This is a genomic window from Sediminibacterium salmoneum NBRC 103935 (genome assembly GCF_000511175.1).
Taxonomy (GTDB): Bacteria; Bacteroidota; Bacteroidia; order Chitinophagales; family Chitinophagaceae; genus Sediminibacterium; species Sediminibacterium salmoneum.
This window is the reverse complement of the sequence record NZ_KI866530.1, coordinates 3,016,688-3,040,043: the sequence shown is the minus strand read 5'-3', so window position 1 is coordinate 3,040,043 and position 23,356 is coordinate 3,016,688. Positions and strand designations below refer to the sequence as shown.

The 23,356-nt window shown below is 41.6% G+C and carries 20 protein-coding genes and 1 tRNA gene; 15 read left to right on the top strand and 6 right to left on the bottom strand.

All coding sequences use genetic code 11. The features are described from left to right. Window positions 1-19 precede the first annotated feature (19 nt). Window positions 20-484: a peptidase associated/transthyretin-like domain-containing protein gene (locus tag P767_RS17225; RefSeq protein ID WP_051417370.1), complete on the bottom strand. Its 465-nt coding sequence runs from the start codon at window positions 482-484 to the stop codon at window positions 20-22. A gap of 81 nt (window positions 485-565) precedes the next feature. Here P767_RS17225 and P767_RS17790 point away from each other — a divergent pair, with 81 nt between their 5' ends. After that, window positions 566-4,375 (top strand): S8 family serine peptidase, encoded by a 3,810-nt coding sequence (locus P767_RS17790; protein WP_157611551.1) that lies wholly within the window; start codon window positions 566-568, stop codon window positions 4,373-4,375. Between the two features lie 84 nt (window positions 4,376-4,459). Next, window positions 4,460-5,206, top strand: coding sequence for a ferredoxin--NADP reductase (locus P767_RS0114110; protein WP_026765046.1), 747 nt, complete (start codon window positions 4,460-4,462; stop codon window positions 5,204-5,206). Here P767_RS0114110 and P767_RS0114105 read toward each other — a convergent pair. Both P767_RS0114105 and P767_RS0114100 read right to left on the bottom strand, forming a co-directional pair. Then, the gene (locus P767_RS0114105) at window positions 5,203-5,856 is read right to left on the bottom strand and encodes a class I SAM-dependent methyltransferase (protein ID WP_051417368.1); all 654 of its coding nucleotides are present in this window, start codon (window positions 5,854-5,856) and stop codon (window positions 5,203-5,205) included. The genes P767_RS0114110 and P767_RS0114105 overlap by 4 nt on opposite strands. 16 nt (window positions 5,857-5,872) lie before the next feature. After that, entirely contained in the window at window positions 5,873-7,339 is a 1,467-nt protein-coding gene (locus P767_RS0114100) for a glycine--tRNA ligase (protein WP_026765044.1), read from the bottom strand. A 96-nt stretch (window positions 7,340-7,435) separates the two neighbouring features. Here P767_RS0114100 and P767_RS0114095 point away from each other — a divergent pair, with 96 nt between their 5' ends. Continuing rightward, window positions 7,436-8,842 (top strand): aminopeptidase P N-terminal domain-containing protein, encoded by a 1,407-nt coding sequence (locus P767_RS0114095; RefSeq protein WP_026765043.1) that lies wholly within the window; start codon window positions 7,436-7,438, stop codon window positions 8,840-8,842. A 10-nt stretch (window positions 8,843-8,852) separates the two neighbouring features. Here the strand turns inward: P767_RS0114095 and P767_RS0114090 are convergent, their stop codons facing one another. Together P767_RS0114090 and dtd are read right to left on the bottom strand one after the other, a co-directional pair. Next, window positions 8,853-9,176 (bottom strand): nucleotide pyrophosphohydrolase, encoded by a 324-nt coding sequence (locus P767_RS0114090; protein WP_026765042.1) that lies wholly within the window; start codon window positions 9,174-9,176, stop codon window positions 8,853-8,855. Further along, window positions 9,176-9,628: a D-aminoacyl-tRNA deacylase gene (dtd, locus tag P767_RS0114085; protein WP_026765041.1), complete on the bottom strand. Its 453-nt coding sequence runs from the start codon at window positions 9,626-9,628 to the stop codon at window positions 9,176-9,178. The genes P767_RS0114090 and dtd overlap by 1 nt, the downstream gene beginning before the upstream one ends. Before the next feature lie 58 nt (window positions 9,629-9,686). Here dtd and P767_RS0114080 point away from each other — a divergent pair, with 58 nt between their 5' ends. The 9 genes from P767_RS0114080 to tig all read left to right on the top strand — a co-directional run bounded on the left by P767_RS0114080 (window position 9,687) and on the right by tig (window position 18,737). Continuing rightward, window positions 9,687-10,427 carry an MbnP family protein gene (locus P767_RS0114080; protein WP_026765040.1) on the top strand — a complete coding sequence of 247 codons (741 nt, stop codon included), beginning with the start codon at window positions 9,687-9,689 and terminating at the stop codon, window positions 10,425-10,427. After that, window positions 10,427-11,500: a cytochrome-c peroxidase gene (locus tag P767_RS17215; RefSeq protein ID WP_084799963.1), complete on the top strand. Its 1,074-nt coding sequence runs from the start codon at window positions 10,427-10,429 to the stop codon at window positions 11,498-11,500. Before P767_RS0114080 ends, P767_RS17215 begins: the two co-directional genes overlap by 1 nt. Window positions 11,501-11,536: 36 nt before the next feature. Further along, window positions 11,537-13,036, top strand: coding sequence for a lipopolysaccharide biosynthesis protein (locus P767_RS0114070; protein WP_037351901.1), 1,500 nt, complete (start codon window positions 11,537-11,539; stop codon window positions 13,034-13,036). Window positions 13,037-13,125: 89 nt separating this feature from the next. Next, complete coding sequence (locus tag P767_RS0114065; RefSeq protein ID WP_026765038.1) at window positions 13,126-13,596, top strand: GAF domain-containing protein; 471 nt, start codon at window positions 13,126-13,128, stop codon at window positions 13,594-13,596. 206 nt (window positions 13,597-13,802) lie between these two features. Continuing rightward, a complete protein-coding gene (locus P767_RS17210; protein WP_084799961.1) occupies window positions 13,803-15,047 on the top strand; it encodes a DEAD/DEAH box helicase in 1,245 nt (414 codons plus the stop codon). Between the two features lie 57 nt (window positions 15,048-15,104). After that, on the top strand, window positions 15,105-16,340 hold the full coding sequence (locus tag P767_RS17205) for a serine hydrolase domain-containing protein (protein WP_051417367.1): 1,236 nt from the start codon (window positions 15,105-15,107) through the stop codon (window positions 16,338-16,340). A gap of 98 nt (window positions 16,341-16,438) precedes the next feature. Then, window positions 16,439-17,182 carry a sensor histidine kinase gene (locus P767_RS0114050; RefSeq protein ID WP_026765037.1) on the top strand — a complete coding sequence of 248 codons (744 nt, stop codon included), beginning with the start codon at window positions 16,439-16,441 and terminating at the stop codon, window positions 17,180-17,182. Between the two features lie 29 nt (window positions 17,183-17,211). Next, window positions 17,212-17,293 (top strand) — tRNA-Leu (locus tag P767_RS0114045). A 79-nt stretch (window positions 17,294-17,372) separates the two neighbouring features. After that, window positions 17,373-18,737 (top strand): trigger factor, encoded by a 1,365-nt coding sequence (gene tig, locus P767_RS0114040; protein WP_026765036.1) that lies wholly within the window; start codon window positions 17,373-17,375, stop codon window positions 18,735-18,737. A 46-nt stretch (window positions 18,738-18,783) separates the two neighbouring features. Here tig and P767_RS0114035 read toward each other — a convergent pair whose 3' ends face one another. Next, on the bottom strand, window positions 18,784-20,397 hold the full coding sequence (locus P767_RS0114035) for a patatin-like phospholipase family protein (RefSeq protein ID WP_026765035.1): 1,614 nt from the start codon (window positions 20,395-20,397) through the stop codon (window positions 18,784-18,786). A gap of 173 nt (window positions 20,398-20,570) precedes the next feature. Between P767_RS0114035 and P767_RS0114030 the strand changes: the two genes are divergently transcribed. From P767_RS0114030 to clpX, 3 genes are read left to right on the top strand one after another with little or no spacing between them, the layout of a single operon-like run. Continuing rightward, window positions 20,571-21,266, top strand: coding sequence for a ClpP family protease (locus P767_RS0114030; protein WP_026765034.1), 696 nt, complete (start codon window positions 20,571-20,573; stop codon window positions 21,264-21,266). A gap of 20 nt (window positions 21,267-21,286) precedes the next feature. Further along, a complete protein-coding gene (locus P767_RS0114025; protein ID WP_172637553.1) occupies window positions 21,287-21,925 on the top strand; it encodes a ClpP family protease in 639 nt (212 codons plus the stop codon). A gap of 4 nt (window positions 21,926-21,929) precedes the next feature. After that, window positions 21,930-23,165 carry an ATP-dependent Clp protease ATP-binding subunit ClpX gene (clpX, locus tag P767_RS0114020; protein ID WP_026765032.1) on the top strand — a complete coding sequence of 412 codons (1,236 nt, stop codon included), beginning with the start codon at window positions 21,930-21,932 and terminating at the stop codon, window positions 23,163-23,165. The last annotated feature ends 191 nt before the right edge of the window (window positions 23,166-23,356 follow it).

The window sequence follows — 23,356 nt, the reverse complement described above, 5'->3', positions numbered from 1 at the left end:
GTGCAAAGATAGGGGAAGCCTAATAGCTCGCTGCAAAATTCACAAGTATATTCAACTCGGTTAGTTTTCCCTTTTCTACAGCAACCAGGTTAATATTGTTTCTGATATCAAACTGATTGGCAAAGAACTGCTGTCCGGCCTGTACAAATACCGAATAAGTTCCTTCGGGCAATTTAGCAATATAATTTCCCGTGCTATCGGTGTCTACCGTCATCACAAGTTTGGAGTAAATATTCGTGAATAAAGGCCCCTTATTCCATTGCTGTACTTTAGTAAGATCGGTAGGCTCATAAAAAAATACGGTGGTCGGATAAGGTTTGGGTTCAGCTGCAGGGGCACCAATCCTGGGCATCTGGTTTCCGGCAACTGTCATCACCCGGCCTTTTACCCCCTGCAAAATAGGTGCAGATTCCTTTTTTTGTGGAGGTTTACAGGCCGGTAAAAGCAAAAAAGGTAAAACTGCTGAAAAAAGAAAAAATCGCATACTACAATTTGAACCTTGAAAGTATCTAATTTAGAGCAGAATAAATTAAGAAAAGCTGTACATAAGCTAAAAAACATTTGTATGATTAAACGCCTGGGGATTGTCTCCTTTTTGTTGGCCACATCTTTTGTTGGGTCATTTGCACAAACTTTTACCAACGAAAAACTGCTTAAGATTTCATCTCAGAAATTAAAGCTGGAGCAGGAACTCAACTATGCCAAAGCCCTTGCTATGGCTAAACAGAAGAATTGGGAACTAAGCATCAACAGCAATGGCAATATTGCCAAATTAACCGGTGTTGATGATTTCGGCTTCCCGGTTTATACGCAATCTTATAACAATACCATTGCCGCCGCAACAACCAGAGCCAGTCAGCTTTGGCCGGGAGGAGCTTCAGGATTAAACTTATCAGGAAGCACACCAGCCATGCGGAACAAGCTGGGCGTCTGGGAATTCGACGGGCTTCCCTTAGCCAGTCACGTTGAATTTGAGGGCAGACTAGTGCAAAAAGATATACCTACAGGCAGCAGTGGAAACGACCATGCTACCCACGTAGCCGGCACTATGATTGCTGCAGGTAAAAACCCTATTGCCAAAGGAATGGCATTTGGAATCCCCAATATGATTTCCTATGACCACCTGAATGATATTGCTGAAATGACTACAGAAGCAGCAGCAGGAATGCTGGTGTCTAACCACTCCTATGGTTTTATTGCCGGCTGGAATTTTAACAGTGCACAAAGTCGTTGGGAGTTTTACGGAAGACCTGGAGAAAATGAAGATTATCGATATGGTTACTATGGCACAGATGCACAAAGAGTGGATTCCATTGCATTTAATGCCCCATATTATTTAAAAGTTTCTGTGGCCGGTAACGACCGCAACAATAATGGACCTGCTGTTGGACAGCCTTATTTCAGAAGAAATGCACAGGGAGTTATGGCCGACGCCGGAGCAAGACCAGCCGGTATAAACAGCAACGACGGTTTCGACATTATTTTAGGATATGGCATTGCAAAAAACAACCTCACAATTGGTGCCGTAAATGGAATACCGGGAGGTTATAATAAACCTGCCGATGTGGTAATGAGCGCTTTCAGTGGGTGGGGGCCCGCCGATGACGGAAGAATAAAACCCGACCTGGTAGCCAATGGGGTGAATGTAACATCTGCCAGTACCAATGGCAATACAGCCTATAGTACCAAAAGCGGTACTTCCATGGCCGGACCCAATGCTTCGGGCTCATTGATTCTGTTGCAGGAACATTATTCCAAACTGAAGGCTGGATTGTTCATGCGATCCTCTACTTTAAAAGGCCTGGCCATCCATACTGCTGATGAAGCAGGTGGTACCCCCGGACCCGACTATACATACGGCTGGGGTTTATTGAACGTACATAGAGCGGCAGCTGTTATCAGCAGTGCAATTAGCAATAACAATTCCACCAGCAGCGACCATTTACTTTACGAGAATTCATTAAACAACGGTGAAACATTTACCAAGACGGTTGTTGCTACCGGTAAAGTACCATTGTCTGCAACCATTGCCTGGACTGACCCTCCCGGTACCATTAACACGGATGCCACAAGCAACTTAAACGACAGAACCCCAAAACTGGTACACGACTTAGATATTAAAATCACCAGAAATACACAGACATTCCTACCCTGGGCACTGGATGCAACCAGCCCCTCTTCCTCTGCAAGCAGAAGAATCAATTCTGTAGACAATGTGGAGAGAGTAGATGTAGACAGCACTATCCCGGGTGCAGTGTATACAATTACTGTGAGTCACAAAGGAACATTGGCCAGAGGAACGCAGGCTTATGCATTAATTGTTAGTGGCACTGGAGGCGTTTCATATGGCAGTTCAGCTTCTTTAACCAGCGGAGCAAAAATTGACAGTTTATCGTTAAGCAATATCCGTTACAGCAGCCCAACAGGTTGTAAAACATATACAGACAATACCAATATAATAGGTAATATACAGGCCAGACAGGTACTTCCCATTTATTTCCGTACCAGCTCCTGCGATGCAACGGTTAACTCAAGAATTGTAAAAGTTTATATTGATTACAACAATGATGGTGATTTCAATGATACCGATGAACTGGCCTTGACCAGCACAGTGCAATCTGGCAACAGAAGTGAATTTACCAGTAGTATAACCATACCGTCCACTGTAACCATTGGTACCATTCATAGAATGAGAATTATTACCAGAGAAACCACCAATGCTTCCGATATTACGCCAACAGGTGAGTACCCAAGAGGTGAAACTCAGGACTACCTGTTAAGAGTTGAAACACCTTCCAATGATGTTTCCATGAGTAATATAGTATCCCCCGCTGCAGGAAATTGTGGCAACGATAAGCAATACATAACCGTTGCTATTTCAAATAACGGGGCTAATCCACAAACCAATGTTCCTATTACGGTAATTGTAAAAACAGGAGCAACCACTGTGGCAACATTCAATGCTACTTATCCCGGAACCATTGCAGCATTGTCAACCGTAGACTATACTTTACAAACACCATTCAATGCATTGGCAGGAACCAATTATATCATTTCAGGAGAAACCAAATTAAGCTCGGATCAAAACAGCACCAACAATTTCATTGAAGTGGCTGTTCCCATTTCAGCCAATGCAGATGTGCCTGTTGCAGAAGGAGTGGTTTGCAACAATTCTGCTATTTTACGTGTACTGAATCCGGGAAACAGCAATTATTTCTGGTATGCTGATGCAACAACGAATACCCCATTTGCGGTTGGCAGTTCTGTAACTACCACCAATGTTCCGGCTAACAGAACCTATTATGTAACCAGAGAAGCAAGAGGTTCGGTTGGTGCAGCTTCCAAATTAACTTTCCCCAATGGTGGATACAACGGTCTTTTTGGGGGGAATTTCATGAAGTTCACGCATGAAGCACCCTTTACTTTAGAATCTGTGAAAATGTATACCTCTAATCCGGGTACCATTAAAATTACAGTGGGAGATAATTTAACCCCGGGAACTGCAGCAGGTAGTTATTCTTACCGGCCTATTGCATCAAAGACATTTTCCGTTTTTAATTCCAGACCCTCAGCTTCTGGTCCTCTTTCAACAGCGCTGGTAGAAAATAATCCCAATGACTCCGGATTTGTTTACAATTTAAATTTGGAAATCCCTGGCAACGGAGAAAAAATAATGATTGCAGAACTTTCAGATGATGCAACCATCTATAGAAATAACGGCATAACCGGAACAATCTATCCATTTGGCATTAATGGTTTAATGTCTTATTCCGGCAATAGTGTTTCTTTAAATAATCAAAATGAAAATGCCTTCTGGTACTTCTTCTACGACACCAAAGTATCTACCGGATGTCCCAGCAACCGGGTACCTGTTGTGGCAGCACCTAACACTCCGCTTACCGTTTCACAAGTGGGTGATTCATTGGTAGCCAACTTAAAAACAGGAACCTTCCAGTGGATTTATAACGATACTGCATTTGTTGCAGGAGGAAACGGATCTTCTATAAAACCTACCCGTACCGGAAACTACAAAGTACAATTACTGGATGCTTTAGGATGCAGCAAAATTTCTGCGAATGTTAGCTATACGGCAACTGCCATTACCACCGTGGATCCAAGAGAAATTAAACTAACGGTTTCTCCTAATCCGAACAATGGTATTTTCCAACTGAGCTTTGAAGTAACCAAACGCAGTGATTTATCTATTGAAATACTGAATGCCGCAGGGCAGCGGGTATTCCTGAATACGCAATCAGGATTCCTGGGCAAATACAACAAGCAACTCAGTTTAAAACAGTTTAGCAGTGATGTGTATTTGTTGAAAATACAACACGATAAAAAAACGTATCTGCAGAAAGTTATCGTACAGAAATAAATCTTCAATATTTTGTTCAATGCCTCTATGAAAATAGGGGCATTGTTATTTATGGGTATTTCGTACTTTGTGTAAAACAATGCTATGCTACAACCCTGGTTAAAATGCGTGGTAATTAAGACCGAAGACATTACCCATAGCACGCGCAGATTCTGGATACAGATTCCTGAGCTGGAGAAATTTAATTTTGAACCAGGACAGTTTGTAACATTCGATTTACCCATTCACGAGCAAAGAAACAAAAGATGGAGATCCTACTCTATTGCTTCATCACCGGATGGCAGCAATATTTTTGAACTGGTTATTGTTTTAATGGAAGACGGTCTGGGCACACCTCATTTATTTAATGATGTTAAAGAAGGAAGCGAACTACTGGTAAGAGGCCCTCAAGGCAAATTCACCATGCCACCGGTACTCGACAAGGATTTATACCTGATCTGCACTGGTACTGGTATTGCGCCATTCCGCTCCATGGTGCATTATATTCATCAACAACAAATACCACATAAGAATATACATCTGGTATTTGGCTGCAGGGAATTTAAGGACAGCCTTTACGAAGCCGAATTGAAACAACTGGAAAACAAATTGCCAGGATTTTACCACCACCCTTGCTTCTCCAGGGAACTGGTAGTTGGGCCCGGCCAGTATTCAGGCTATGTTCATGCCTGTTACACCCAGTTGGTAGAAAAGCACAAGGGTATGACCGGTGCCATTCCCGAAGCGAATTTCTTTTTGTGCGGATGGAAAAATATGGTGGATGATGCCAAAGCAAAAATTCTTTCCCTGGGTTACGACAAATCGGCCATCCACCTGGAATTATACGGTTAGTTATTTTTCTGAGCAATCAGAATATAGTAATCAAAAATCAACTCCCGCTTAGACCTGATTTTTTGTACCAATTCAGATTGATACTTTTCCAGATAAGCTGCATACTCATCAATATCCAATTGAATAGGGTGCAACATATCTCCCGGTAAAAGTTGAAATATTTTTTTCAGCAATTTGCTCCTGTGAGCATCTGTACTCAATACCAATATTCCACCTGGTTTCAATACCCTTAAAAGATTTTGATAACAACGCTCTAAATCATTCACGTGATTGATGGCATTCATACAGAAAACAACATCATACTTCGCCTGCTCATCCAAAGCTTCAATAGGCAGGGTTCTAAAACTTGTCCAAGGATACTGCTCAGGCACAAATACCTCCAAGTGCTGGTATTTATTTAACAGTGGGTCAATAGCCTCTACCTTGTACTCAGACAAACTCATATAAATGCCAGAAGGTCCGCAACCTGCATCCAAAACTTTATACCCTTCAGACAACTTAACGTAAGGTTGTATTTCACTTAGTATTTTATCCCAGTATTGCTTTTTCTTCAACAGATATTCTGATGGATTTTTTTTCTTCAGGTATCGCTTCCACCAGAGAAATTCCAGTTTCTGTGCAAGCTTCCACTTTATATTTATTTTATCCATCCTGAGTTTACTTGTTTCAGCTGATATGCGATAATACCAACTCTTTCACTTTACTAATAGGAATGCGTTCCTGCACCATGCTGTCTCTGTAACGAATGGTTACCATTTTGTCTTCCTTGGTCTGATGATCAATGGTTACACAAAATGGAGTACCAATGGCATCCTGACGACGGTAACGCTTCCCAATGGCATCTTTTTCTTCGTAGAAGCATTTAAATGCACCCTTGCATTCATCCATTAATTCACGGGCAATTTCAGGTAAGCCATCTTTTTTAACAAGAGGCAAAATGGCGAGTTTATTCGGAGCAATTTTAGCAGGGATTCTTAAAACCACTCTGCTGTCGGTGGAGCCATCTTCCTTGTTAATGGTTTCCTCTTCGTATGCATGACTCAAAATCAATAAGAACATACGATCCAGTCCAATCGAAGTTTCAATTACATAAGGAATATAATTGCCGTAAGGCTTGCCAGTGGTTTCATCAATATCATTATCAAAATATTGCTGCTTTTTCTTACTGAACTCCTGGTGACTCTTTAAATCAAAATCTGTTCTGCTATGAATACCTTCTACTTCTTTAAAACCAAAGGGAAATTCAAATTCAATATCTAAAGCAGCATCAGCATAATGCGCCAGTTTAACGTGATCGTGATAACGGTATTTTTCAGCAGGCAATCCTAAACTTAAATGCCAGTTTAGTCTTTCCTGTTTCCAGTAGTTATACCATTCCATCTGTGTGCCGGGTCTAACAAAAAACTGCATTTCCATCTGTTCAAATTCTCGCATACGGAAAATAAACTGACGGGCAACTATTTCATTCCGGAATGCTTTACCAATCTGGGCTATACCAAATGGCACTTTCATTCTCGCGGTCTTTTGCACATTCAGGAAATTCACAAAAATACCCTGCGCAGTCTCGGGTCTCAGGTAAATCGTATCTGATTCTTCTGCTACCGAGCCCAGCTGAGTAGAGAACATCAGATTAAACTGACGGATATCGGTCCAGTTACCGGTTCCGCTAACAGAACAAACAATCTGATAATCAGCCAACAGTTGTTTTAATCCCGCAAAATCTTCTGCTGCCAGCAACTGATCCATCTTTGCCAGTAATGCATCCGCTTCTGCTGATTTACCCGCTTCTCTTAACTGATCTGCCTTGGCTTCAATAATATGATCTACACGGTATCTTTTCTGACTGTCTTTATTGTCAATCATCGGATCACTGAAATTGTCCACGTGACCGCTGGCTTTCCAGGTGGTAGGATGCATAAAAATGGCTGCATCTATACCCACGATATTCTGGTGCATCTGCGTCATGCTTTTCCACCAGTAATCCTTGATATTCTTTTTTAACTCACTACCATAAGGACCATAATCGTAAACGGCACTGAGTCCATCATAAATTTCGCTACTCTGGTATACAAAACCATACTCTTTGGCATGTGAAATAATTGCCTGAAAACTGTTTTCTGTTGCTGTGCTCATACAGCGGCAAAAATAGGTGATTACCCGTTTATCCAGTAAAATGGGTAATGTTGATTAAAAAAATTAGTTTAGGGATTCAAAACTCAACAGAATAATATGAAAAAAATCCTGTTCTGGTTGCTGCTTCTGCCGGCAATGGCTCCTGCACAGCAAACCAATGTACAAACAACAGAATATCCGAATGACTATTTAAGTCCTGCCTTTCATGCAGGCAGAAGAGCTGCTTTTAAAGAGAAAATGCCGGCTAAGTCGGTGGGAATTTTCTTTGCCAGTCAGGTAAGACTAAGAAATGACGATGTAGACTACCAATATGCACAGAACAAGAATTTTTACTATTTCACAGGGCTGGAAGAACCCAATGCCATGTTATTGTTGTTTAAGGAGCCTACCACCATCTTAGGTAAAACGGGTACAGAATTCATTTTTGTTCAGAACAGGGACCCGCAGCGCGAAATGTGGAATGGCAAGATCCTGGGTGTGGAAGGTGTTACCAAACGTTACCAGTTTACCAATGTATTTTTAAACCGTGATTTTAAAAACAATACCCTTGCACTGAATGAGTACGATTCTGTATTGACTTCCTTCCGATCCGAAGATATTTTTCAGACTTATCCCAGAACCAGGGATGAATTAAGCAGAATGGCAGGCATTGTTGACAGTTTAATCAAGGCGCACAACAAACCCATTGCCGGCAGAACCCAACTGCAGATTTTAACGGCTTTAAGAGGTATTAAACAACCTGAAGAAATTGCGATTCTGGAGAAAGCGGCAGCCATTAGTGTGGAAGGACACAATGAAGTAATTAAAGCGGTTAAACCAGGCATGACCGAATACCAGGCACAGGCCATCATGGAATACGCTTTCAAGAAAAATGGTTCTGAATTTCCAGGCTATCCCAGCATCAATGGCTCTTCGGAGAATGCCTGCGTATTGCATTATGTAACCAATTTAAGATTAATGAAAGACGGAGATTTACTATTAAGCGACTGTGCGGCTGAATACCATGGATATACTGCCGATGTTACCCGCACCGTGCCGGTTAATGGCAAATTTACTCCTGAACAAAAAATGATTTATGAGCTGGTATTGGCCGCTCAGGATTCAGCCATTGCAGTTTGTAAACCAGGCATGCCATACAGTGGTTCCGATGCAGCAGCCAGAAGAGTCATCAACAGAGGTTTAATTCAGTTGGGAATTGCAGCCAATGAAGCAGAAGCCAGAAGATATTTTCCTCACGGAACTTCCCATCATTTGGGTTTGGACGTGCATGACTTAGGCATCAGAGGCAATCAGGCTTTTGAACCCGGCATGTATTTAACGGTTGAACCTGGTATCTATATTCCACCAAACAGCAAATGCGATCCGAAGTGGTGGAATATCGGCGTAAGAATTGAAGACGATATTTTAATTACCAAGGAAGGCAACCGCAATCTTTCTGCAGGTGCGCCCAGAACGGTAGCTGAAATTGAAAAGCTGGCAAAAGCCAAATCTAATTTCAACTAAAAAATAAAGACTACAACTTGGGGTTATTCTTATGGCGGTCCTTGTCTCTTAGGGTTTTCTTCTCTAGGTTTTTTTCAAGGGCTTCTGTAAGATTAACCCCGGTTTGGTTAGCCAGACAAATCAATACCCACAACACATCTGCCATTTCATCTGCCAGTTCGTGAGATTTATCGGAATCCTTAAATGATTGCTCTCCGTATTTTCTCACCATTATCCTGCTGAGCTCCCCCACTTCTTCCATCAGAATACCCAGGTTGGTTAACTCGTTAAAATAACGCACCCCAACGGTTTTAATCCATTGGTCTACTTGTTTCTGTGCAGCTTCTATTGTCATTATTCCTTGTTTTTTGAATCAATTAAAATGGTAACGGGCCCATCATTCACCAGGGCCACTTTCATATCAGCACCAAAAATTCCCGTCTGAATTTTTTTACCCAACTGGGTTTCTATTGCTATAATCATTGCTTGATACAATGGAATGGCTATGGGTGGTTTGGAAGCTTTGATATAAGAAGGCCGGTTGCCTTTTTTGGTACTGGCATGCAGGGTAAACTGACTAACCAGTAAAATATCTCCATTTACTTCTTTAATGGAACAATTCATTACGCCATCATCATCATTAAAAATCCGCAGATTCACCAGCTTGCCTGCCAGCCATTCAATGTCTTCCTGCGTATCCGCATCTTCAATCCCCACCAAAACCATTAATCCCGTACCTATTGCCCCATTCACTTTTTCCTCAATGGTTACAGATGCACTGGAAACTCTTTGAATAACTAACCGCATAGAAAGAAATTTAACCGAAATTTGAAAAGACTAAGATAAACATTCAAAACAGAAACCCTTGAATAGAATACCTCCATACAAAGCCATTTTCCTGTTTGGAGTATTGTTTGCCGCAATAGCTTCAAAAGCGCAGCACAGCATTGCATTCATTCCTATGTATGGCGCTGAAAAATGGCATCCCGACAGCAGCTATACCAACTTCGCAGGAGAAAGTTTACAAATTAACAAGTGTCTTTTTTATACCACAGGATGGAAAGCGATACGCTCTTCTCAAAATAAATCCCAAGAACCCGATACAATCCTATTAAGTGATGCCCACTATTTAATGGACCTGAATAACCCCAATAGCCTGAAGCTTCCTTTTACCCTGCCTGCCAATTGCACTCAACTTATTTTTACGTTGGGAGTAGACAGTATCAAAAACACAACAGGTATTCAATCAGGTGTGCTGGATCCGGCAAATGGTATGTTCTGGACCTGGAGAACAGGTTATATCATGGCCAGGATGCAGGGTACTTCACCTTCAGCCAACACGGCTGGTAAACGTTTCAGTTATGATGTGGGGGGATTTGAATCGCCTTATAATGCAGTCAGAACCATTACGCTCAATCTGGCCGAAAAGAAAGGATTAAATAGCCAAGCAAAGGCCCCGCACTATATTCTTACCGATTTGTCTTTCTGGTTCAAAGGCAAGCATACCATCAGCATTGCCCAAATGCCCAACTGTCATAATGCAGGAAAGCTGGCGATGCAACTGGCAGATAATTATCAGCAAATGTTTCAACTTAGTTTACAGTAATGAAGAAGATAGGCACCATATTGTTTTTTGTGTTCATCGTTGTTGCAGCGCTGGGATTTATGGAGCAGCCTGAAAAAAGAACCGTGCCCAGAAAAAAAGCTTTTATAGTCCCCAATGGATGGCCTCAACCTGTATACGATTTTTCAAAAAATCCATTAACCGAAGAAGGCATTGAATTGGGAAGACAATTATTCTACGAAGGTCAGCTTAGCAGAGACGGAAATATCTCCTGCGGAACCTGCCATCAGCAATTTGGCGCATTCAACAATTTTGATCATCCCTTAAGTCATGGGATAGACAATAGCTTAACTACCCGTAATGCACCCGGATTATTTAACCTGGCCTGGCAAAAAGCATTCATGTGGGATGGTGGCATCAATCACCTGGATCTTCAGCCACTGGCCCCCATTACGGCGCATAACGAAATGGGGGAAACCATTGAAAACATCATACAGAAACTGCGTAAAAGCAAAACCTATCCCAGGTTGTTTAAAGAAGCATTTGGTGACCCTACCATTAATACGCAGCGTTTGGGCAAAGCATTGAGTCAGTTCCTGTTAACCATGGTTAGCAGCAATAGCAAATACGACAGAGTGTTGCGGGGTACAGATAGTTTTAATTTACCGGAGAAACTGGGTTATACTATCTTCAAAAGCAAATGCAGCAGTTGTCATACAGAACCGCTGTTTACCGATTTCAGTTATAGAAATACAGGCATGCCTCTTGAACCCTACCTGCAGGATATAGGCAGAATGACCATTACACAAAACCCGGCCGATTCACTGAAATTCAAAGTGCCCAGTCTGCGAAATGTAATGGCAACATTCCCCTATGGTCACGACGGAAGATTTTTTTCGCTGAACAATATATTTGAACATTATCGCAGTAATATGCAGGTAATGGCCAACACAGATACCTTATTAAAAAACAAACTCCCGTTGAGCAATTATGAAATAGGGCAACTCAAAGCATTCCTGCAAACCCTTACCGATTCTGTTTTTCTGCGGGATCCCCGGTTTGCAGCACCGGGTACCAGCCCATCAGCAACCCGGCCCTTAGACCTGCACAACTGATGACAATACCCTATTTTTGAACAATAGTTTATTCAATTGAGCGAGATAAAAAAACTGGCAAGTCAAACAATCTGGTATGGTGTACCCACTATAGCCAGTCGTTTTTTGGGATATCTGATGAATCTGTCTCTTCCGTTGTTTTTTGCACAACCTGCTACCACTGCCGACTTAACTCAGATCTATGCCATCATACCCTTTTTGAATGTATTGTTCACTTACGGATTAGAAACGGCCTACTTCAGATTTATCAAAGAAGAAGATCCCGATAAACTATACAGTACCTTGTCTATTTCTTTACTGGGCAGTACCTTGTTGTTTACTACTATTCTCTGGTTATGCAAAGAACCCCTGATGCACTGGGCCAACCTGGAAGCGCAGCCAGCATTCATTAACTGGATGATTGGCATATTGTTTTTTGATACCATCAGCACCTTGGCATTTGCCAGACTCAGACAGGAAAACAGGCCCCGCAAATACGCAGCAGTAAGGCTATCCAGCGTGCTCATCAATTTTATTACGGTGCTTGTTTTTATTGGTTGGATACCACAATATGTGCAATCCAATCCTGCTTCTGCACTTCGTTTTTTTACAGAGCAAAATATTGGCATCGGCTACTACCTGATTGGCAACCTGGCGGGCAGCATCCTCACTTTTATATTGCTCTTTTCAGAGTTCAAGAAAATTAAATGGAACTTCCATATTGATGTACTGAAAAAAATTCTACACTACAGTTATCCATTGATTATTGTGGGGATGGGCGGTATGGTAAACGATATGCTAAGCAGATTAATTTATCAGCATGTTGTAGATCTGCCGGTTGAAGAAGCCAAACACGAGTTGGGTATATTCGGGAATATTTATCGGCTGGCAGTTTTAATTACCATTATGATTCAGGCATTCAGAATGGCGGCTGAACCCTTTTTCTTTAAACAGAAAGGAGAAGAGAATGCACAAAAAACCTATGCCCGCGTAATGAAATTTTTTGTGATTGCCTGCAGCTTCATGTTGCTGTTCATCAGTTTGTTTATTGAAGTATTTGATTGGTTTTTTATAGCCATTGATAAGCCTTTGTGGACACAGGGATTACAGATTGTTCCGCTGTTGGCACTGGGCAATATATTTCTGGGCATCTATTACAACCTGAGTATCTGGTATAAACTAACCGACAGAAATAACTATGGCGCCTTGATTACCGTTGGAGGTGCGGTTATTACAATTGCATTAAACATTCTACTGATACCCTCCCTGCATTATTTAGGGGCAGCTATTGCCACTTTTAGTTGTTATTTGTTCATGATGCTGGTAAGTTATCAGCTGGGACAAAAATATTATCCGGTTCCTTACGCTACCAAAAAAATCATAGCTTATCTAGTGGTGGTGTTGCTTATGTATGGCATTCAGAAAACACTATTGTATTTTATTCCTCAGTTATGGCTCGGCATCTTTTCAGGATTCATTTTCATTGGATTATTTGGCTGGCTGGTGTTTTGGGCAGAAGAAAAAGAATTCAAAAAACTGCTTAAGAAAACCAGCTGATACAATCGTTTGTTTTATTAAAAACAGGCGGTCAATAGAATTGACACAACGGATGTTTTGTAATCAATCCCTGAACTTATCTTTGCATTATGGCAGAAGATTTACAAATTATTAAAGGAACCAAGGCAGAACAATACGAGGCATTGATACCTCAAATAAAGGGTTTACTTACAGGTGAAAGCAACCTGGTTGCCAACCTTGCTAATACAGCGGCTGCATTGAAAGAACAATTCGGCTGGTTCTGGGTAGGTTTTTATCTGGTAGAAAATGACGAACTGGTTTTAGGCCCTTTTCAGGGACCTGTTGCCTGCACCAGAATCAGAAAAGGCAGAGGTGTTTGCGGAAGCAGTTGGGAGCAGGCTAGAACATTAATTGTTCCGGATGTAGAAAAATTTCCTGGCCATATCGCCTGCAGCAGTTTATCTAAATCTGAAATTGTTGTTCCGCTTTTCAAAGAAGGAAATATATGGGGCGTATTAGATGTAGATAGTAGCGAATACAATCAGTTTGATGAAACCGACCAGCAGTATTTAGAACAAATTGTTGCGCTACTGGCATAATCTTAAAATTGAATCTGCAGCATCGCCAATACCCATTTTTCAAAAGCGAAATCATGCATATTTGGGCTTCTCCCCCAATTAATGTACCTTTACACAATTCGTATATGTCTCAGTTAGACTGGAATCTACTTCAGTGACAAGGTAATCCCATCAATATCAGGTTATATACCACTTGAAATTTCAAGTGTTCATTTAAATCACATTTTGTGTTATTCAAAGAATTAGAACTCATTGAGCCTATATTAAAAGCGCTCGAAACCGAAGGGTATACCAACCCTACCCCCATTCAGGAACAAGCTATTCCATCTGCCCTTGCAGGTAAAGATATTTTGGGTTGTGCCCAAACAGGAACAGGAAAAACTGCTGCTTTTTCTATTCCCATTCTTCAATTGGTTTGTCAGTCTCAGCTAAACGGAAATTTTACCAGAGGCATCAAGGCATTAATACTTACACCCACCAGGGAACTCGCCATTCAGATTGACGAAAGCATTGCAGCTTATGGTAAAAATCTGCGCATTTCTCATGAAGTAATTTTTGGAGGTGTATCGCAACATCACCAGGTAATCAACTTAAAGAAAGGAGTGGATATTTTAACCGCTACTCCGGGCAGATTACTGGATCTGATGCAACAGGGATTTATCCATCTAAAAGATATCCGCTTTTTTGTATTGGACGAAGCCGATCGTATGTTAGACATGGGCTTTATTAACGATGTAAAAAAAGTGGTGGCTAAACTGCCAGAGAAAAAACAAACCTTGTTTTTTTCTGCAACCATGCCCGATGAAATTGAAAAATTAGCCAATACGCTTTTAAAGAATCCGGTAACCATTGCGGTAACACCTGTTTCTTCTACTGTTGAAAAAATTGAACAGGCTATTTATTTTGTGGAAAAGGAAAACAAAAAAAATCTGCTACAGGATTTACTGCAAGACAGTGCAATAAAATCTGCGCTGGTTTTTACCAGAACCAAACATGGTGCAGATAAAGTAGTGAAGAACCTGGTTAAACAGGGAATAACATCTGAAGCCATCCATGGCAATAAATCTCAGAATGCCAGACAAAGGGCATTGACGAATTTTAAAAATGGCAATACCCGAATTCTGGTAGCAACTGATATTGCTGCAAGAGGTATTGATGTAGATGGATTATCACACGTGTTCAATTACGAATTACCGAATGTACCGGAAACCTATGTTCACAGAATTGGCAGAACAGGCAGAGCGGGAGAAAACGGCATGGCCATTTCATTTTGTGATACAGAAGAAAGAGCTTATCTGAAAGACATTCAGAAGCTGATAAAAATTGAACTTCCTGTTGTAAGCAACCACGAATATCATTCGGCAACACCGCAGAAAGCCAATACCAATCAACCCGAAAAAATTAAGAAGCCAGCACCGAGAAACAGAATGGTTAAGCAGAGTTATTACAAGTCTGGCAGAAGCAGCAAGTAATTTTTCTGATTTAGGCATTGTCTGCTCAGATTAGCAATAGTTTTTTTAGATTGTAGCATGATTAAACCTATTTATTTATTCATTGCTACAATTTTTTTTGCCCATACCGGAAATGCTCAGACAGCAAAGAAGGGAGCGAATGAATTGTATTATCCAGAACGTGCTAACTGGGAATTCAAAGCTCTCGAAGCATTGGGTATTGCCCCAACAGCCATAGAAAAAGCAATCGCTGTTGCCAGGGCTGCGGAGACTCCCAATCCCAGAAGTATGGAAGAAAATCACTACAAGACTTTTGGTAAAGAACCCTTTGGAGACGGCATTGGCCCTTTTGAAGACCGGGGAGATCAAACAGGTATTATTATTTATAAGGGTTATAAAATTGCAGAATGGGGTACCCCACTAAAATTGGATATGACCCATAGTGTGGCAAAAAGTTTTTTATCGGCCGTTGTGGGTTTGGCAGTAGATGCGCAATTAATTCGGTCGGTTCAGGATCCGGTGTATACCTATGTTCCGCCTGTTGAATTATTTCAACCCGAGCCGGCTAGCAAACCAGCTTCACTTTTTAATCAACCCGAATTACTTCACCCCTTTGAAACTGCCCACAACAGAACCATTACATGGGAATCCATGCTAAGACAAACCAGTGATTGGGAAGGTACTTTATGGGGCAAACCCGATTGGGCAGACCGGCCTGATCCCGACCCGAAAAAATGGTTGAGCAGAAACCGTCATCCACAGGGGACTGTTTTTGAATACAATGATGTTCGGGTAAATGCACTGGCATTGGCGGCTACCAGTATTTTCAGACAACCACTTCCTCAGGTATTGAAAAAGAATATCATGGATCCGATTGGAGCATCCAACACCTGGCGCTGGACGGGCTACCGGAATGCATGGATTGTATTAGATGGCAATCCGGTTCAGTCTGTTAGCGGCGGCGGTCATTGGGGCGGAGGTATGTTTATACACGCGGAAGACATGGCCCGCTTTGGCCTACTTACACTTCGTAAAGGCAGATGGAAAAACCTGCAGCTTATTTCAGAATCATGGATTCGTCAATCAACCACACCCGGCCCTGCCAATAAGGAATATGGTTACATGAATTTTTATTTAAATACAGACCAGAAATTAATTCCAGGTGCCCCAGCTGAAGCATTTGTGCATCTGGGGAATGGAAATAATGTGGTATATGTTGATCCGGTTAACGATCTGGTAGTGGTATTAAGATGGATTACCCAAAAAGGTATGATAGATACCCTATCCACAATACTGGAAGGTCTCAGAAAATAACAATAATTCGTCAGGAGACGAATTATTTATAATTACTTAAATCTCAATGATAAATACCTAATTTTAGGTAACGGCGTTCCCCCAGCCGATGATACGCCATGATTAACCCTACTCCAATAGCAACGGAAAGCTTAGAAGAGCAAAACCGAAAATTGCTGAAAACGCAGCATGCCCTGGAAAAGAAAGTAAGTCAGCTAAAAGATTTTGCTGGGATTATTACGCATGATGTAAGAGGACCTGCTCATAATATTTCTAAAATGCTGGAAATGTATGAGAGCACCAATGATCCGGAACTGAAGAAAGCTTCCATGGATTATTTAAAAAAAATCAGCAAGGATCTTACCAACAACCTGAATGAGCTGATTCAAATACTGCAGATTCACCTGGAAAAAGATATTCCTGCTTCAGAATGCTCCTTTGAGGAAGTGATTAACAGCGCGCTTCTTCAGCTACAGGACGTGATTCAACAGAAAAATGCTGTTATTGAGCAAGACCTTGGAGTGGCACAGATATATTATCCCAGGGTTTACCTGCAAAGCATTGTTTACAATTTGCTGAGCAACAGCCTGAAGTATACCAGACCCGGGACGCCGCCTGCCATTCGCATTGAAACCTACGAAAAGGAAGATGCCATTCATTTATCGGTTACAGATAACGGATTAGGTATCGATATGGGCAAGTTCGGGCACCTGTTGTTTAAATTTCAGAAGAGCTTTCACAGCGGATTCGACAGCAAGGGCATTGGCCTTTATCTCATAAAAAATCAGATTGAAGAACAGGGCGGAAATATTTTTTGTGAAAGTGAATCACAAAAAGGAACAAAATTTACTGTTCGTTTTTAAAAAATTCCCCTATTTTTGCCGTCCCAAATGCGGATGTGGCGAAATTGGCAGACGCACTAGACTTAGGATCTAGCGCCGCGAGGCATGTAGGTTCGACCCCTATCATCCGCACTGAACCACCTTTATAGGTGGTTTTTTTATGCGAAACCCCTACCTTTGCAGCCCGATTTTAAGTATATAAAACACCTATATGGCTACAATTACCAGAGAAAACATTGGCTTATTAAATGATAAGCTTACCGTTACCCTTACCAAGGAAGACTATTTTAGTGGCTTTGAAACCAGCCTGAAGAAATATGCAAAGACTGCCAATATACCTGGCTTCAGAAAGGGTATGGTACCCACTGGTCTGGTTAAGAAAATGTATGGTCAGGGTGTATTTTCTGAGGAAGTTTTGCGTAAAGTAGAGCAGGAGATGAATGCTTACATGACCAAAGAGCAGATTGATATTTTTGCTCAACCCTTACCACTTGAAAATGACGCAAACAAATTAGACATGAACAATTTGTCTGATTATGTTTTTTCTTTTGAAATTGGATTGAAGCCTGATTTCGAAGTAAACCTGTCTAAGTTCGAAGCAACCCGTTACGTAGTAACAGTTACTGATGCCATGATTGACGATGAAATCGCAAGATTGCAAACCCGTTTTGGTAAAATGACAGAACCGGAAACAGTTACATCCGAAGACAATGTTTTGAATGTTTCTTTTACAGAAACCGATTCAAAAGGAAACCCTGTAGAAAACGGTGTAAGCAAAGACAACAGTGTTCTGGTTAAATATTTTGCAGAAAAGTTCCGCAAAAATTTAATGGACAAGAAAAAAGACGATGTGGTTCTTTTGCAAATCAAGAAGGCATTTGAAGATAAGGAAGCAGAAACCATTTTGGCTGATCTGGGATTAACCAAAGATGATGCTGACAAGTATTTCAATATGTTAATTACCAAAGTAGGTTTGGTAGAAAAAGCGGCTTTGGACGAAGAACTATTCAAGCAGATTTATCCAGGCAACGAGAATATTAAAACCGAAGCAGACCTTAGAAATGAAATCAAGGCTGAAATAGAAAAATACTATGCTCAGTCTGCACGCAATCAGGTTCAGGACCAGATTTATCACTACCTGGTAGACCATGTTAGCATGGAATTACCAGAGAACTTCCTGAAGCGCTGGTTACAAAACGGTGGAGAAAAACCTAAAACTGCAGAGGAAGCGGAAGCAGAATATCCAAGCTTCTCCAAACAATTAAAATGGACTTTAATCAGCAGCAAATTATCACAGGATAACAAGATAGAAGTGTTACCTGAAGACATCCGCAATTTTGCTAAAATGCAATTGTTCAGCTACATGGGTAACCAGTTAGGTGCATTGGGCGATAACCAGCAGTGGATTGATGATTATGCAAACAGAATGATGCAGGATAAAAAGTTTGTTGAAGATAGTTACCACAGAATCAATGCGGAGAAATTATTTGATGCATTGGAATCTCAGGTGAAGGCGAAAGATGAAAGCATCAGCGCGGATGATTTCGCTAAAAAATTAGAACATCATCATCACTAATAACATTTTTTCTTTTTTAAAGCCAGCCTCTATGGGTTGGCTTTTTTTATTTGCATAACTGATGTTCCTGCAATCCGGCATCAATTTTACGTAGTAAGTAATTGGCTATATACCTATTCAGGAAAACATGGCCACTCAACTGCAGGAGCCGCTTTCTGAACCAGTGATCGGAAACAACCGATAAAATGGCTGCTGATCTTTTTTGAATAGCCGGCTTTAAATCATCAATAAAATTACCTGACATTACCGGCCATTGAGGCGCCGGCTTGGACATTTTAAATACAGGTATTATTTGCACACTTACTTTTTTCTCGCATAGAAAAGGTTGCAGATCAATACCCTCGTATCCTTTCGAAAACAGTGGATGCTGCTGGAAATGCTTTAGTGGAATTGTAAAATGATTTTGCAAAAACCGAAGACAATTGTATTGACCCAGTGCATAATCATGCTCCCTGAAACGCTTACTCAGGAAGCCGCCAAATCCGTGCAGCGAACCTCCTGCAATTGCCTTTGCTCCTTCTATTCTTTGCTCCGGGCTTCCCTGGTACCGAACCGGTGCAATTAAAAATTGTCCTGCTTTTTCCTTATTCATCATATCTGCAATGGGCAGGGGTTTGGCTTTCATCTGGTGCATCATGGCAAACAGAATCTGCTTTGCAACACCGGTTAAACCAACTGAATCCATGTCTTTAAAACCAGTTGATTCCGGAAATGGGTCAATCATCAGTATGGTATGAGTAAAAGAAGAAAATGAATCACGGGCATCACTCCCGTAATGTGTTGCTGCCGCTTTCTCCTGCAGCAGCTCTCGTACCTTTTCAAAGGGCTCATTGTTCATCAGTCCCCCGTCTACCTGTAACGATGAATGATCTGGAAAATCGTCGAGCATTAAACCCTGCTGGTTTAACCATTGATTTTCCTGAATCATCTTTCGGGGTCTGTTCAACCTTACAGGTTTTAGTACCAGGGGGAATGCACCTATTGCCATGATAGCCTGTTGCAACACGCTCGCATTGACTCCGCTGGATAAATTCAAGGGCATCCAACCCGGATCTGCAGATATAGGGGCGTCTCTCTCATGCTGCTTTCCATTTAACAATTGCGGGCCTGCCAACTGAAAACAGGCAAAATCGCGATGGACCGACATCCGGTGTGTTGTCTTTTTTAATTCGGACCTGAAAGAAATATTATAAGGGTAGCCTGCCAGATTGGTTAAGGTTGCAAATAATTTCAAAGCAGGATCCATATAAGCAGGCAAAGCAGAAGAGGGATTGGTTGCCGCTGATATAGCCTGACTACTTAAACGCTCAATAAAACTGCCATTGAGCAGAGAGGAAAGTGTTTGGGTTGCAGCAATATCAGCCGTATCCAGCAAGGAAGGGGCCATGGAATCTGCTTCCATTTCTACCCAGCTTTTATATAAAATTTTTGCAGCGGGTTGCTGAATGGCAGCGGCAGACAGAAGGCCGGTCATTCCTCCTGCAGAAGCACCTCCCACTACCGATATCGTTACCCGATGAGAGGGAGTCCCTGACAGACTGCGTTTTTGCTCCCACCCTTCCAAAGCTTCCAGCAAACAATCCAGCACACCTGCCGTATATGCGCCGGCCGAAACAGCTCCTGCCATGCATATTCCCAAATGAAACGGCTCGTTTTGCATATCTTAACAAATAACGTTTCTGAACTTATCTAAAATGAACGACCTTTGCAACCGTGTTTTAACGGTAATTCACGGGGTATGTCAAAATGCCATAGATAAAGCTTTGCACAGTATTTGAACAGGCTTGATACCGATTTAACAAAACACCTAACTTCAAAGCGAAATATAGTAATATGAATATTGAAAAAGAATTTGAAAAATACGCGGTAAAGCACCATGGAATCAGTAGCGGGGTTTTACACAATTACAGACAGTTTGGTCAGGTAACCAATCTTACTCCCTACATAATAGAAGAACGCCCGTTGAATGTGGCCAGCATGGACGTATTCAGCCGTTTGATGATGGATCGTATTATTTTTCTGGGGGAAGGCATTAACGATTATGTTGCCAATATTGTAACGGCTCAGTTGCTTTTCCTGGAGAGTACCGACCGCACCCGCGATATTCAAATGTATATCAACAGCCCGGGTGGCAGCGTTTATGCTGGTTTGGGCATCTATGATACCATGCAGTTCATTGGTCCTGATGTGGCAACCATCTGCACAGGTATTGCTGCCAGCATGGGTCAGATTTTATTATGCGCCGGTGTTCAGGGAAAAAGAACCGCTTTAAAGCATAGCCGAATCATGATGCATCAGCCAAGTGGTGGTATTGGTGGACAGGCAACCGATATTGAAATTACCGCAAGGGAAATTAAAAAACTAAAACAGGAATTATATACCATCACTGCCAGTCATACCGGCAAATCAGTGGAAACCATTGCAAAAGACAGTGACCGCGATTTCTGGATGACCGCCATGGAAGCCAAGGAATATGGCCTGGTTGATGAAGTTTTATTAACCAATCCCCGCAAAGAGAAGAAAGGATAACCCATTCAAAACAAAAAACTATGAGCGCTAAATATATATTGAACCCTTATTTGTCTAACGACGCTGAAGAGCCCGAAGAAAACAAAGATGATAAGCCTGAAGCCATGAGCAGCTATCTGACCAAAAAAATGGAACACCTTTTTTTTGAGAAGAGAGCCGTGTATTTATGGGGGGTGGTAGATGACAAATCAGCAAAAGATGTTGTTTCTAAATTGTTGTTGCTAGACGCAGACAAACCAGGTGCAGAAATTAAATTATACATCAATAGTCCCGGGGGTGTTGTAACCAGCGGAATGGTTATGTACGACACCATTAAAATGATTCAGAGCCCTGTTAGCACCATCTGTATGGGACTGGCTGCGAGTATGGGGTCTATTCTTTTAAGTGCAGGCACCAAGGGCCGCAGATTTATTTTTCCTCACGGGGAAGTTATGATTCACCAACCCAGCTTAGGAGGATATTATCAGGCAACCAGTGCAGACATTGAAATTCAGGCCAACCAGATTTTAAAAACCAAACAACTGGGAGCGAAAATACTGGCTGAGAATTGTGGTAAATCAGTAGAACAAATTCTGGCTGATTTCGACAGAGACTACTGGATGGATGCCGAAGAAGCAGTTGCTTATGGCATTGCAGACGGTATATTAAACAAGTTATAAGATTATGGCAAAGCAAAATAATTTACACTGCTCTTTTTGTGGGAGAAGTAGAGATGAGGTTAAAATTTTAATCGCCGGTCAGGAAGGGCATATTTGTGAAAATTGCGTTGAACATGCCGAAGAAATCATAGCGCAGGAATTAACTGCAAAAAACAATCCTGCCTCTACTGGCGGAGCTGTGCAAATCAGAAAGCCAAAGGAAATAAAGCAGTTTCTGGATGAATATGTAATTGGTCAGGACGAAGCAAAAAAAATACTTTGTGTTGCTGTTTACAATCACTACAAGCGTGTAAACAACAAGCAGAAAGTAGATGATGTTGAAATAGAAAAAAGTAATATCATCATGGTGGGTGAAACGGGTACCGGTAAAACCTTACTGGCAAAATCTATCGCCCGTTTATTGAATGTGCCATTTGCTATTGTAGACGCCACTGTGTTTACAGAAGCCGGTTATGTAGGCGAAGACGTAGAGAGCATGCTTACCCGTTTATTGCAGAATTGCAATTACGACGTTACTGCTGCAGAAAGAGGAATTGTTTATGTAGACGAGATTGATAAAATTGCACGTAAGGGAGACAACCCGTCCATTACCCGAGATGTTAGCGGAGAAGGCGTGCAGCAAGGTCTTCTGAAGATGCTGGAAGGAACAGAAGTTCTGGTTCCACCACAGGGAGGAAGAAAACATCCGGAACAAAAAATGATTAAGGTAGATACCAAGAATATTCTGTTTATCTGCGGCGGTGCTTTTGATGGTATAGACAAAGTTATTGCCAGAAGAATCAATACCAATGCCATTGGTTTCAGTGTAAACAAGGATGAACAGGAAATGCAGAGAAGTAATCTGCTCGAGTTCATCAATGCACAGGACCTGAAAAGTTTTGGATTGATTCCAGAACTATTAGGTCGTTTACCCGTGGTTACCCATTTAAATCCACTGGACGCTGCTACCTTAAGAAGCATCCTAACGGAACCCAAAAATTCATTGATTAAACAATTCACCAAATTGTTTGAGATGGAAGGAATAAAGCTGACTATTGAACCGGCCGTACTGGATTTTATGGTAGCCAAAGCCATGGAGTACAAACTGGGTGCCAGAGGGTTGAGAAGTATCTGCGAAAGTATTTTAACAGAAGCCATGTTTGAGTTACCGGGAACAGAAACAACCTCCCTGAATGTAACCCTAGACTATGCAGAAAAAATGTTCAGCAAGAGCAAACTGAGTGCTTTAAAAGTTGCCTAACCCTTAATTAAGTATACATATGAACGAATTAATAGAAAAATTAGTAAAGGAAGCTGGCTTGTCCGAACAACAGGCCCAACAAGCCATTGCTACCATAGCAGGATTTGTAAAAGAAAAATTTCCCATGCTGGGAGGTGCCGTTGATCAGATTTTTGCAGCTAGTCGTGGGAGGCGAAGGCACACAGGGGGAG